Annotated in this window: 10 protein-coding genes; 6 read left to right on the top strand and 4 right to left on the bottom strand. The window is 47.2% G+C overall.

Annotation, left to right across the window (positions count from 1 at the left end; translation table 11 throughout):
• On the top strand, window positions 1–1,950 hold a 1,950-nt coding region (locus tag ACTHMC_RS05220; protein ID WP_440411464.1), incomplete at its 5' end, for a protein-disulfide reductase DsbD family protein.
• Between the two features lie 540 nt (window positions 1,951–2,490).
• On the opposite strand, the gene ACTHMC_RS05215 is transcribed toward ACTHMC_RS05220, so the two are convergent.
• Complete coding sequence (locus tag ACTHMC_RS05215; protein WP_440411462.1) at window positions 2,491–3,072, bottom strand: sigma-70 family RNA polymerase sigma factor; 582 nt, start codon at window positions 3,070–3,072, stop codon at window positions 2,491–2,493.
• 335 nt (window positions 3,073–3,407) lie between these two features.
• On the opposite strand from ACTHMC_RS05215, the gene uvrA reads away from it, so the two are divergent.
• The 3 genes from uvrA (at window position 3,408) to ACTHMC_RS05200 (ending at window position 7,781) form a co-directional block, all read left to right on the top strand.
• Window positions 3,408–6,212 carry an excinuclease ABC subunit UvrA gene (gene uvrA, locus ACTHMC_RS05210; RefSeq protein ID WP_440411460.1) on the top strand — a complete coding sequence of 935 codons (2,805 nt, stop codon included), beginning with the start codon at window positions 3,408–3,410 and terminating at the stop codon, window positions 6,210–6,212.
• A 251-nt stretch (window positions 6,213–6,463) separates the two neighbouring features.
• Window positions 6,464–6,967 (top strand): hypothetical protein, encoded by a 504-nt coding sequence (locus tag ACTHMC_RS05205; RefSeq protein WP_440411458.1) that lies wholly within the window; start codon window positions 6,464–6,466, stop codon window positions 6,965–6,967.
• Between the two features lie 181 nt (window positions 6,968–7,148).
• The gene (locus ACTHMC_RS05200) at window positions 7,149–7,781 is read left to right on the top strand and encodes a hypothetical protein (RefSeq protein WP_440411456.1); all 633 of its coding nucleotides are present in this window, start codon (window positions 7,149–7,151) and stop codon (window positions 7,779–7,781) included.
• A gap of 64 nt (window positions 7,782–7,845) precedes the next feature.
• On the opposite strand, the gene ACTHMC_RS05195 is transcribed toward ACTHMC_RS05200, so the two are convergent.
• On the bottom strand, window positions 7,846–8,274 hold the full coding sequence (locus tag ACTHMC_RS05195) for a DUF4293 family protein (RefSeq protein WP_440411454.1): 429 nt from the start codon (window positions 8,272–8,274) through the stop codon (window positions 7,846–7,848).
• A 215-nt stretch (window positions 8,275–8,489) separates the two neighbouring features.
• Window positions 8,490–9,770, bottom strand: a complete 1,281-nt coding sequence (glyA, locus tag ACTHMC_RS05190; RefSeq protein ID WP_440411452.1) for a serine hydroxymethyltransferase — start codon at window positions 9,768–9,770, stop codon at window positions 8,490–8,492.
• A gap of 105 nt (window positions 9,771–9,875) precedes the next feature.
• Between glyA and ACTHMC_RS05185 the strand changes: the two genes are divergently transcribed.
• Window positions 9,876–10,874, top strand: coding sequence for a sugar phosphate nucleotidyltransferase (locus ACTHMC_RS05185; protein ID WP_440411450.1), 999 nt, complete (start codon window positions 9,876–9,878; stop codon window positions 10,872–10,874).
• A 166-nt stretch (window positions 10,875–11,040) separates the two neighbouring features.
• Window positions 11,041–11,475 carry a carboxypeptidase-like regulatory domain-containing protein gene (locus ACTHMC_RS05180; RefSeq protein ID WP_440411448.1) on the top strand — a complete coding sequence of 145 codons (435 nt, stop codon included), beginning with the start codon at window positions 11,041–11,043 and terminating at the stop codon, window positions 11,473–11,475.
• Window positions 11,476–11,617: 142 nt separating this feature from the next.
• Here the strand turns inward: ACTHMC_RS05180 and ACTHMC_RS05175 are convergent, their stop codons facing one another.
• A complete protein-coding gene (locus ACTHMC_RS05175) occupies window positions 11,618–12,412 on the bottom strand; it encodes a hypothetical protein (RefSeq protein ID WP_440411446.1) in 795 nt (264 codons plus the stop codon).
• Window positions 12,413–12,559 lie beyond the last annotated feature (147 nt).

Raw genomic sequence — 12,559 nt, 5'->3', positions numbered from 1 at the left:
CAGGACTCCACCCAAATTAAGTTCTCCTATTCATTTGAAAGACTGAATGACAAGGAAGTGCTTCTTTCCATCAAAGCTGCATTGGTTGGTGAAGGAAAGAAAATCTACTCAATAAACAAGACCTCTGAAGATGCGCTGTCAACTACTGTTGAATTTGACGCAGAAGCTAAGAAATCCCTCAAGGATGCCCTGGTTGAAAAAGGAAATGTGAAGACTGAAAAAGACGCCGATCTGGATGGTCTTGAAGTAAAGTTTGCAACCGATTCACTGGTATGGCAACAAAAAGTGGACCTGCCTGCGGGGGAGAAGAAATCTTTCTCCGGTAAGGTTAGCTTCATAATGAAAGACGGGAAGGAGGTAAAAGCCAAAGATGAGGAATTCACCATCACCGTACCTGTAGCAGCTACTGAGAATACTGCAGCAGCAAGCGATGACAAAACAGCTGAAGGCAGTACAGCAGGAGGCGAAGATCAGTCGAAAAACTCTCTCTGGTCATTCTTCCTGGGAGGACTTCTTGCTGGTTTCGGAGCATTCATTATGCCATGTATTTATGCGATGGTTCCTGTAACGGTGAGCTTCTTCACCAAGCGCAGCACCAGCCGCAAAGCGGGAATCAAGAATGCATTATACTATTCGTTATCTATCATTGGCATTTTCACGGCCGCCGGTTTCCTGATCACCCTGATCTTCGGACCGGGTGCATTGAATGCTATGGCAAGCAGCGCTGTCTTCAATATATTCGTGTTTGCCATGTTCGTGATATTCGGTATCTCCTTCCTGGGGGCGTTCGAGATCACACTGCCGGCATCATGGAGCAATAAGATGGACAGCAAGGCCAATTTCGGTTCTTTCTCAGGGATCTTCTTCATGGCGCTCACGCTGGTGATCGTTTCCTTCTCCTGTACAGTTCCGTTCATCGGTCTGCTGACCGTTTGGACCGCCAAAGGAGGGATGATCGCTCCGCTGGTAGGCTTCCTTGGATTCTCCCTGGCTTTGTCACTGCCGTTCGCACTCTTTGCCTTCTTCCCGGCCCTGCTGAACAAAATGGCAAAATCCGGAGGCTGGCTCAATACCGTGAAAGTTGCGCTGGGCTTTATCGAGCTTGCCCTCGCCCTGAAGTTCCTGAGCAGCGCTGACCTGGCGTACCACTGGGGTATCCTGGACCGTGAAGTATATCTTTCTCTCTGGATCGTGATCTTTGGTCTGCTCGGACTTTACCTCCTGGGTAAACTGCGCTTCCATCATGATGATGACCTGCCTAAGAATGATTATGGCAAGCCTTATTTAACGGTAACGCGCCTCTTCTTTGCAGTTGGTGCGCTCACCTTTACTGTATTCCTTATTCCCGGCCTCTGGGGCGCTCCGTTGAAAGGTATCAGCGCCTGGTTGCCTGAAATGAAAACACAGGATTTCAACCTCAATAAAGTGCAGACTGCCCCCATTTCTTCAGGCCCGGCAGATGAAATGGAAGTGAAACCTGTGAAATATACCGAGTTCCTGGAATCCGAGATCCCCGGCGTTCACGCATTCTTCGATTATGAAGAAGGGATTGCCGCTGCTAAGAAGCTCAACAGGCCTGTGTTGATAGACTTTACCGGGCATAGCTGCGCTAACTGCCGTAAGATGGAGCAGGAAGTGCTGACCGATGCTGAAGTGACCAAACGTCTGCAGAAAGACTTTGTAGTGATCTCCCTGTATGTAGATGATAAGTATAAGCTGCCTGCAGATGAGCAGTATGTGTCGAAAGACGGGCAGAAGATCAAAACCATCGGAGACAAGAACCTTGATTTTGAAGTAACGCTCACTGGGAACAGTGCGCAGCCACTGTATGTGTTTGTTGACCATGACGGAAAGATCCTGAAGGATGCGGGTGGTTACAATTCTGATATCAAGCGTTTTGTGAAGATCCTGGATGAAGTGAAAGAAGCATACAAAGCGAAGCATCCGTAGTTAAGAAACACTTATTATATCAGGGCTGGCCGTTGGTCAGCCCTTTTTCATTTACCCGGGGAGCACTCGCTCGCCTCTGGCGAGTGAGGAATATTTGTTCGCCTCCGGCGAACGCTGAACCCGCCAGAGGCAAGCAAATAGAAGTCACTCGCAGGGACGCGAGCGACTGGGCATACCTTGCTTTTTCCGGGGCATACACGCTGAGTGTAAAAACAAAGAACCCCGCTTTACTCAAGCGGGGCTCCTCAATTAGGCGTCATTCTGTTCCAGCCTTCTGACCAGCAAGCAAATCAAAAAAAGAGTCTGATGGAGGACCAGAATGACAATATTTTCCAGTTTATTTCTTTTCAAATTTAAGTAGTGTGTCCGTTCCCTTATTTACGGCTACCGTTAATCTTTTCAGAAATGGTACTGGTTGAGTCAAATTGTTTTCATCGTTCTGCTCTGAAGTTCAGCATTCGTACTTACTGATCTTCTCTTCGGTGTTTAGTTAAACAAGATGTCAATGAAAATGTTCAAATTCTTTGAAGAACAATGTGCTTATAAGGCGATTTTTTTCTGCATCATCATTTTGCGCAGATTGATCAGGCCATAACGCATTCTTCCCAAAGCCGTATTGATACTGCAATTGGTGAGAGAAGCGATTTCCTTGAAACTCATGTCTGCATAATGACGGAGAATAATTACTTCGCGTTGATCGTCTGGTAACAGATCCAGCATCTGACGAACACGGTCATGGCTCTGACGCTTCATCATCTTCTGGTCAGCACCGTCTTCCGTAAAGTTGATCACTTCAAAAATGTCGCGGTCATCACTTGTTTTGATAGCAGGTGTTCTCTTGACTTTTCTGAAATGGTCCACACACAGGTTGTGTGCAATGCGCATTGCCCAGGGCAGGAACTTTCCTTCCTCAGTGTAACGGCCGCTACGGATCGTGTCGATGATTTTGATAAGCACATCCTGGAAGATATCCTCAGCGAGGTATTTGTCTTTTACGAGGAACAGGATGGAAGTGTACATTTTGTCTTTGTGACGGAGTACTAATGCTTCAAGGGCGCGGAGATCCCCATCCTGGAAGTCCTGGATGAGTTCATGATCGGTTTCTTTGCGTAGTAAATTCATAAACTTCTACGGGTTTTGAAGGTTTAGGATATATTATTGATGGATTTTATTGGTGGTCGGCTTTTCAGTGTAGAAGTAACTAAATCAATAGGCTACATAATTTGGTGAAGAGATTATCGCATGTTTTACTAATTAAAGATATAGACTTTTTTGAAATAAGCAAACTTTAACCCTTTTTTTAAACATTCCACATACTATTGAATATTACTTATTTATCATAGGTCAAATGATTTGATTTATGTCAAAAGAAGGGGTGATTGCGTTAAACTTTCCTTCTTTAAATATGTAGTACACAATATTATTCCGATTGCAATAATTTTGTGCTCCATATTAATATGACAGTATCTACCAAAAAGAAGAAAGCCGCCACTAAAACGGCTGATTCTCCCAATATTCACGACAGCATTTACATCAAAGGCGCCCGCGTTCACAACCTGAAAGATGTTTCAGTGAGTATCCCGCGCAATAAATTTATCGTGGTGACGGGTGTGTCGGGCTCCGGCAAATCATCCCTTACCATCGATACGCTTTTTGCAGAAGGGCAACGCCGTTACGCAGAGAGCCTCAGCGCCTACGCCCGCCAGTTCATGGCGCGTATGGTAAAACCCGATGTGGATTTCATCAAAGGCCTTTGTCCCGCTATCGCCATCGAGCAGAAAGTGATCACCCGTACACCACGCTCTACGGTGGGCAGCATGACGGAGATCTATGATTATCTCCGCCTGCTCTTTGCCCGTACCGGTAAAACCATTTCCCCGGTATCCGGACATACAGTGAAGAAGGATGATATCGGCGATGTGATCAATGCCATCAAGGCGCTGAAGACCGGCGACAAAGTACTTATCTTGATTCCTTTCAAACAACATAAGAACCGCAAGCCGCAGGAGGAACTGGGTATCCTTTTACAGAAAGGCTTCACCCGGATCTACGATGGAAGTATCCATTCCATTGAAGACCTGCTGGAAGAAAAAAGCTGGAAGCCCGCCAAAGAATGTTATGTGCTGGTGGATCGTTTAGTGGTGAAGGATTTTGATGAAGATGATATGCACCGCATGGGGGATTCCATCGGTACCGCCTTTTATGAAGGCGAAGGCAGCATGCTGATTGAAGTGAATGGTTCTGCAAAGAGAACATTTTCCAATAAATTTGAACTGGATGGCATCGTGTTCGAAGAGCCTGTGCCGAATCTCTTCTCGTTCAACAATCCCTTCGGCGCCTGCCCCACCTGCGAAGGTTTCAGCCAGGTACTGGGTATCGATGAAGACCTGGTGATCCCCAACAAACGCCTGAGTGTATACGAAGGGGCCGTGGCTCCCTGGAAAGGAGAAAAGCTCGGCCAGTGGAAAGAAGCATTCATCAAAGCCGCCAAACGCTTTGACTTCCCCATTCACAAACCCATCATCGATCTTACCAAAGAACAATACCAGACACTCTGGAAAGGAAATTCATTTGCCAATGGCATTGATGATTTCTTCCGTGAAGTGGAGGCCAATCTATATAAAGTACAATACCGCGTTCTGCTGAGCAGGTATCGTGGCAGAACAACCTGTCCTGATTGCCATGGCTACCGCCTGCGCAAAGAAGCACTCTACGTAAAAGTAGGCGGCATGCATATCGGGGAGCTCTGCGAAATGCCGGTACGCGATCTGCAAACCTGGTTCGCAGATCTGACACTGAGCGAATACGATCAGCAGGTGGCGAAACGGATCCTCATAGAGATCAATCACCGCCTGAAGACATTGATGGATGTGGGGCTTGGTTATCTCACGCTGAACCGTCTGGCCAACTCATTGAGTGGTGGCGAAAGTCAGCGTATTCAGCTTACCCGCTCATTAGGCAGTAACCTCACCAATTCTTTATACATATTGGATGAACCCAGCATCGGGCTGCATTCGCGCGATACAGAAAGACTGATCAGTGTGTTGAAAGAACTCCGCGATCTCGGTAATACCGTTGTAGTAGTGGAGCACGATGAACTGATGATGCGTGAAGCAGATCATATCATCGATATGGGACCACTGGCTTCACACCTTGGTGGTGAAGTGGTGGCTGCCGGAAACTATGATGAGATCGTTGCAAATGAGAATAGTCTTACCGGAAAATATCTCAAAGGAGAAATGAGCATCGATGCGCCGAAGACGGTCCGTAAATGGACAAGGTCCATCAAGGTGGAAGGCGCGCGTCAGAATAACCTGCAGAATGTGAGTGCTGAATTCCCGCTGAATACATTCACGGTGGTGAGTGGTGTGAGTGGAAGTGGCAAGACCACCCTGGTGAAACAGATCCTTTATCCTGCTCTGCAGAAGATCAAAGGAGAGTTTGCCGATAAGGTTGGCCTGCATAAAGGCATCTCCGGAGATGTTGATATGATCGCGCAGATCGAGATGGTGGACCAGAACCCGATCGGTAAATCTTCCCGTTCCAACCCGGTAACTTATATCAAAGCATATGATGAGATCCGTGATCTCTATGCGAAGCAGCCGCTGAGCAAAACGCGTGGTTTCATGCCGAAACATTTTTCGTTCAACGTGGATGGCGGAAGATGTGATACCTGTAAAGGTGAAGGCGAACAGATCGTGGAAATGCAGTTCCTCGCCGATGTGCACCTCACCTGTGAAGTGTGCGGAGGAAAGAAGTTCAAAGAAGAAGTACTGGAAGTACAATATAAAGGCAAGAGCATTTACGATATTCTTGAACTGAGTGTTGATGAAGCGCTGACTTTCTTTGAAGCAGAGAAGGATATCGTGAACAGGATCCGTCCGTTGTCAGATGTAGGACTTGGGTATGTGAAACTGGGACAATCATCCGATACCTTATCCGGTGGCGAAGCGCAGCGTGTGAAGCTGGCATCCTTCCTGGGTAAAGGCAAAGGCCAGGGTCAGATCCTCTTCATCTTTGATGAGCCTACCACCGGTTTGCACTTCCATGATATCCGGAAGCTCCTGGCTTCATTCAATGCGTTGATCGAGCAGGGACACAGTATTCTTGTGATTGAGCACAATACTGATGTGATCAAGAGTGCGGATTGGGTGATCGACCTGGGACCCGAGGCAGGGGATGGCGGTGGAACGATCGTGTACGCCGGTGTGCCTTCCGGGCTTAAAAAAGTGAAGGAAAGTTATACGGGCAGGTTCCTGTAAATTACGCAGTGCCCAGTCGCTCGCCTCCGGCGAGTGACTGCTATGTAGTTCGCCTCCCGGCGAACCAACGGAGTGTTACACCTGACTTTGTTGCCAGAGGCGACAAGCATATATGTCACTCGCCGGAGGCGAGCGATTGGGCACACCCTGTGCCTCTTTCGCACATGCGGTGCCTACCTGAAGCTCAATCTTCTTTTTAACTTTTCTGACCGCCCTGCATCCCTTTTCTTTGCAGCTACAATAAACTTTCCATGTTCAGAGCGCTACTTCTTGTTTTCCTGGCCTTAGCCGCGCAGCAATCCTTCGCGCAGCAAATAGCTGTTCCTGAATTACAAAAGCTCCTGAACCTGGAGCATTTCAGGGTAGATACCATTCTAAAGAAGAAGGGGTACCTGCTCATGCAGAAAGACATTGATTCCGCCAGCGCGCTTTATCAGTATTCCCATATAGATCACAAGGAAGATGATAAAGACGGAAAGCCTACCGTTATCCGTTCCGTTCAATACATGGATGTGAACACGGAGAAATATTCCAGCCGTTTACTTACCTATCGTACATATGATAAAGAAGAATACAAGGATATTTCCGTTTATCTTCTTTCCCATAATTTCAAGTGTACCGAGAAATACAATTTCAAGGGAGCCGATAACCTGGTGTACACCAACGGCAGTGAAACCATCCGGGTGAAAGTGTTTGTTACGCCCATGGGAGATGGACGGCGATTCACGGCGTATGAACTTGAGTTTGGTAAATAAGAATTTAATATCATAAATCAGAATAGTTGTACAGCCCCTCAAGGGCTGTATTTTTTTTCCAGCCTGGCTGGTTCAGGCCCGGTTTTCATTTGATGGAACAACAGATATGGCCTTTTGCCTTTATTCGATAGTGCCGGTATTGCATCGCACCTATTTTCAGGAAGAAATTTAAAACCTTCATATGAAAATAGCAGACAACCTGCCACAGAAAGAAGAAAGCGGATTCGATAAATTCTATGATCTGAAAAAGACAGGCCTTGAAAAAGTATTAGGCCCGATGCATTGGTTAGTGGGGCATTCCGTTGTTCCATTTGGTGTTGGTGGCAATGTTGATATGTACTACTTCGCCCAGCATATTTCAGGTACCGGCTTTGCCACTATGGAACTGCTGAGTGAAGATGGTGCTGGTCCTCTGCCCAATTGTTTGGGCACATACGAACTGCTTGCTTTCACCCGTCTTTCTTTCAATCAGGATCAGCAGTTACCTGATGCCTTCAATGAAATAGAGCGCAGGTTCTGCCAGATCTTTACCATCATGGCTGAATATGCGAAGGATGCTGTGCTGAATCCGGGAGAAACCTGTGAACTGCCTTCCGATGAAGGACGCAACGTTTGCCTGATCTTTGATCAATACCAGCCTTCAGACAATAAGTTCCTGGTAGGAGAAAGTGAGCACCATTTATTGCTTTGCCTTGAAATATTCAAATCAGAAATGGATTACTCAAGAACAAACGGAAGTGCGGCATTATTCAATAAACTCCGGGAAGCGGGGCATTATCCTTACAGTGATATGAACAGGGAACCGGTAGTATAAGTATTCGTGCTAAATAGAAAAGCTGACCTGGGGAGGTCAGCTTTGCAGTATTGTAAAAACAAGATTATCTCAGTCTGTCGAGGCTCTTCACCAGTTTGTTATCCTTATAAATTCCGCGGATAGCCAGGATCAGGAAAATGGGAACGAGCAATGGAATGATGGCGCCGATTCCATAATTGCCTTCGCCTGCAATGAACTTTTTGGTTTGCAGGAAGAACAGGAGGATGTTCAGCAACGATAGTACCAGCGCGATGCCTACAAGCTTCAATTGAAGTTTCCTGTCTTTATACAGGAAGATGGCCACGGCTGCCAGCAAAGCGGTTGCTACGGAAGAGATGAGCAGCAGGGTATCGCTTTTGGCGTTGATGGCTATGAATTGTTTGAGGTTGGCTCCTTCGGGGAGCATATTACCTGTATAAAAGTTGAATTGCAGGGTCAGGAAAGCCGCTGCAGCAGCAAGGATCAGCCATACCGATTGTACGCGTTGGATCATAATGGTTAATTTGACTGGCTCAAAAGTAAACAATTGTCCGGTATCATGCACTAAATCGCATAACCAGGGGTGGGGTAGTGACAGCGGAGGGCAGGCTGTTGCTCGCCGGAGGCGGGGAAATAGAAGTCACTCGCGGGACGCGAGCGACTGGGCACTGCAAAAGTAAAAGGGCCAACCTTGTAAGGTCAGCCCCGGGAAATATCGATACGAATTGATTATCCGAGTTCGGGATAGAGTGCGAACTGCTTCATGAAAGCATTCACATCGTTCTTTACATTGCTGATGGTTGCTTCGTCATCGGTGTTGGTGAGTACTTTGTCGATGAAGCCGGCAACGGTCTCCATATGCGCTTCATTCATGCCTCTTGAAGTAACGGCAGGAACACCGATGCGGATACCGCTGGTTACGAACGGGCTCTTATCATCGAAAGGTACTGCGTTCTTGTTGAGGGTGATATGAGCTTTGTCCAGCGTTTCCTGTGCTTTCTTACCGGTGAGGTTCTTGTTACGGAGATCGATCAGCATCAGGTGGTTGTCTGTACCGTTGCTGATGAGGTTGTAGCCGCGGTTCACCAGTGCTTTGGCCATGGCCTGGGCATTGTTGATCACGTTCCTTCCGTAAGCGGTGAAGTCGTCAGTGAGGATCTCGCCGAATGCGATGGCCTTGGCAGCGATCACATGTTCCAGCGGTCCGCCCTGCGCGCCGGGGAATACGGCCAGATCGAGAAGCTGGCTCATGGTGCGGGTATTGCCCTTGGGATCTTTGAGGCCCCATGGGTTCTCGAAATCGTGACGCAGCATGATGATACCGCCGCGTGGTCCACGAAGTGTTTTGTGTGTGGTAGAGGTAACGATATGGCAATGATCGAAAGGATCATTGAGCAGTCCTTTGGCGATCAGGCCGGCAGGGTGTGCAATGTCTGCCATTACCAGTGCACCGATCTTATCGGCAACAGCGCGGATGCGGGCATAATCCCAGTCGCGGCTGTAGGCAGAAGCTCCGCAGATGATCATCTTTGGTTTTTCTGCCAGGGCAACAGACTCCAGTTGATCATAATCAACCAGTCCGGTTTCTTTTTTTACACCGTAATGCAATGCCTGGTAATACTTGCCGCTGATGTTTGCGGGGCTACCGTGGGTAAGGTGGCCGCCCATGCTGAGGTCCAGACCGAGGATCTTGTCGCCCGGTTTGAGGCAGGCGAGGAACACGGCTGAGTTGGCCTGTGCGCCGCTATGGGGTTGCACGTTAGCCCAGCTGGCATTAAATACTTTTTTGAGGCGTTCGATGGCCAGGGTTTCGATCTCATCAATGACTTCACATCCGCCATAATAGCGTTTGCCGGGATAGCCCTCTGCATACTTGTTGGTAGCAACAGAGCCCATGGCCTGTATTACCTGCAGCGATGTGAAATTTTCGGAAGCGATCAGTTCAATGCCGTGGCGTTGGCGGTCCAGCTCCTTACGGAGGAGGTCAAAAACGAGCGTGTCTTTTTGCATGGCGCAAAAATAGTAAGAACGCCCCATAATTTTTACTATTTTCACGGTTTGGTACAATACCATCTTTTACCTGTTTTTCGATAACGAAGGAAAACAAATCTGATTATGAAGGCAATCATTCCCGTAGCCGGTGCAGGCACCAAACTACGGCCACATACATATACTCAACCCAAGGCTCTTATTCCGCTTGCAGGCAAAACCATCCTCAGCATCATTGTAGATCAGCTGAAGAGTGCAGGTATCGATGAATATATTTTTATCATCGGCTACCTCGGACAAAAGATCCAGGATTATGTGAAAGAAACATACCCGGACCTGAAAGCGCATTTTGTACACCAGACGGAGCGCCATGGCATCGGCCATGCCATCCAGCTGACCAAGGAAATTGTGGGTGATGATGAGATCTTCATCGTGCTGGGCGATACCATCTGCGAGTATGATGTGAAAGCAGTGCTCGACATGCCGCATTCCGCCCTGGGCGTTAAGCGCGTGGACGATCCCCGTGAGTTCGGCGTAGCCGAGATCGGCGAAGATGGCTTCATCAACAAAGTGGTGGAAAAGCCGCAGATCCCCAAGAGCAATATGGCGCTGGTGGGCATTTACCGGATCAAGGAAGCAGGCTTCCTGTTCCAGTGCCTGGAAAGCAATGTGCGGGACCAGGTGATGAGCCGGGGCGAATACAGCATTACCGATGCGCTGGAATGTATGATCCGCCATGGGGCCAGGTTCCAGGCCTTCAAGGTGCAGAACTGGTTCGATTGCGGCAAGAAAGAGACCTTGCTGGAATCCAATGCCACCATGCTGAAGAAGTTCGGAAGTATGATCTCCCAGGACCATAACTTTGAGAATACCATTATAGTTCCTCCTGTAAGCATCGCCAAAGGATGCGATATCCGCAATTCCATTGTGGGCCCCAATGTAGCCATCGGGGAAAAGACAACGGTGAATTACTCCATCATCAAGAATTCCATAATCGGTTCATTTGCTGACCTGTATGATATCGTATTGAGCGAGAGCCTGATAGGCTCCGACACGGAAGTGAAGGGTGAAAGCCGGAGTTTAAACATTGGCGACAACACTGAGATAGACCTTGGGAAAAGTTGATAAAATACCCTTAAAATTTAAAAATAGAATAGGCCCTTTCCCGGGATTTGGAGTAACTTCAATGGCTGAATGCAACATTCGGTATAGCTGTATTGTCTTTTATAATGATACAGCATGGACAGTGTGACGGCAGGTATAAACTTTGCCAACCTTTTAAACGCCTATTATGAGAGTTCGGAAAACAATGCTCCTTTTAACGGCCATGCTGCCGTTAGCCCTCATTACCAAAGCTAACAATGAAAACAAAGGGGATAAGGGGCCGGGAAAAACAGAGCCAGTACTGTATGGTATGGTGGCTGATGCAACAACTAAAAAGCCTGTGCAGGGCGTAACGTTATCCATTACGTCTGCAGCAAAGGGACAAGATAATGTAAAGGATAGAAAAGAATTTGTAACCGATGCGGCCGGATTGTTCAGGATCCCACAAATGCCACCAGGTGAAGTGGTGATTGTGTTAGAGAAGAAAGGCTACAAGACTTATCGCAAAGAGAGTGTGATTATCAAAGAAGGAGTTTCCCTTAAAATGAATTTAGATCTGACCGCCGATGAAGATGAAAGTGACGTATTTCATCCGCTAATGAGGATGATGGACGGTGATTAATACACATCGGGGTTATCCCAAATTAAAAAGCCGCTTTGTAATACAAGGCGGCTTTTTCTTTAGAGCAGTAGCTGCTCATGTGACTAACTGAAAAAAGAAAGCGGAACTGAGAACAGTCCCGCACACGCAAAAGTGAGAAAAACTAGTACTTATTTCTGATGTCCATTTTTCCATCTTCTTTTTTGATTGTGATGGGATCTTTCCTGAAATATTTTTTATACTTATCGGTCACTGAATCCGGTTGCTCGTTCCCGTTGATGGTGAGCTTGCTTTCTTTATATTCAACGGTATAATCTTTTTGTGTGTCCAGTAAGCCTTCGGCTTCCATGGCATAGATCATTTCCTGGTAGTTCTTCACATCTTTCTTAGCTTCTTCGATGCTTTTGGCGGCTTCTTTGAAGGAACGTTGGAAATCCTGCTGGCTGAGCTTGATCTGGTCTTTAGACTGCTCTATCTGCTTCCGGGCTTTTTCCAGTTGCTCCTCGATGTCTTTTTGATTGAAGCGTTTCTGTTCTTCAAAAGTCTGTTTTGCTTTTTCCAGGGCCTTCCGGATATTTTCCTGAGTTTCTGTGGAAATTTCCTTCTGTGCTTCTGCTACTCTGACCATGGCATCTGAAACCTGCTTTTCGATCTGTGCAAAGTCTACTGACTTCAGGGCTTCATCAGCCATCATTTGGGCTTTCTGCATATCGATCTTTTCCATGGCGCGTTTGATATCCGCTTCCATTTTCTTCAGATCGAAATCACGATGGTTTTCCATGGAGATGCGGGCCTTTTCGAGGGACTCCAGTTCCTTATCGAAATCCTTCTGGTAAGATTTCTTTTCTTTTTCCTTTGATTTTTCCTGTGCGGAAAGGGGAGTGGTGAAGAGAAGTCCGGTTACCGCAGCAACCAGCCCCAGGCGGATTGCTGAATTTCTGGTGAGTGATACTTTCATGCGATGAATGTTTAAGTTAATATACGATAGTTTTCGTAATAAGTACGAGAAGTTTCGTAAAATGTTGCAAGGAGAGCTGAAGTATTTTGTAAGCTGCGGAAAAAACGAGCTGAAAGACAGGGTGCCCAGTCGCTCGCGTCCCCGCGA

It is taken from the genome of Pseudobacter sp. (assembly GCF_051955275.1).
In the GTDB taxonomy this organism is placed as follows: domain Bacteria; phylum Bacteroidota; class Bacteroidia; order Chitinophagales; family Chitinophagaceae; genus Pseudobacter.
Note: the sequence above shows the minus strand (reverse complement) of the source record. Positions and strands in the feature narration are given on the sequence as shown.

Excerpts from the sequence above, each read along its gene's own strand:
- ACTHMC_RS05175 (WP_440411446.1), bottom strand. The coding sequence starts at position 12,412 with ATGAAAGTATCACTCACCAGAAATTCAGCAATCCGCCTGGGGCTGGTT.
- ACTHMC_RS05200 (WP_440411456.1), top strand. The coding sequence starts at position 7,149 with ATGAAAATAGCAGACAACCTGCCACAGAAAGAAGAAAGCGGATTCGAT.
- glyA (WP_440411452.1), bottom strand. The coding sequence starts at position 9,770 with ATGCAAAAAGACACGCTCGTTTTTGACCTCCTCCGTAAGGAGCTGGAC.
- ACTHMC_RS05185 (WP_440411450.1), top strand. The coding sequence starts at position 9,876 with ATGAAGGCAATCATTCCCGTAGCCGGTGCAGGCACCAAACTACGGCCA.
- ACTHMC_RS05205 (WP_440411458.1), top strand. The coding sequence starts at position 6,464 with ATGTTCAGAGCGCTACTTCTTGTTTTCCTGGCCTTAGCCGCGCAGCAA.
- uvrA (WP_440411460.1), top strand. The coding sequence starts at position 3,408 with ATGACAGTATCTACCAAAAAGAAGAAAGCCGCCACTAAAACGGCTGAT.
- ACTHMC_RS05180 (WP_440411448.1), top strand. The coding sequence starts at position 11,041 with ATGAGAGTTCGGAAAACAATGCTCCTTTTAACGGCCATGCTGCCGTTA.
- ACTHMC_RS05215 (WP_440411462.1), bottom strand. The coding sequence starts at position 3,072 with ATGAATTTACTACGCAAAGAAACCGATCATGAACTCATCCAGGACTTC.
- ACTHMC_RS05195 (WP_440411454.1), bottom strand. The coding sequence starts at position 8,274 with ATGATCCAACGCGTACAATCGGTATGGCTGATCCTTGCTGCTGCAGCG.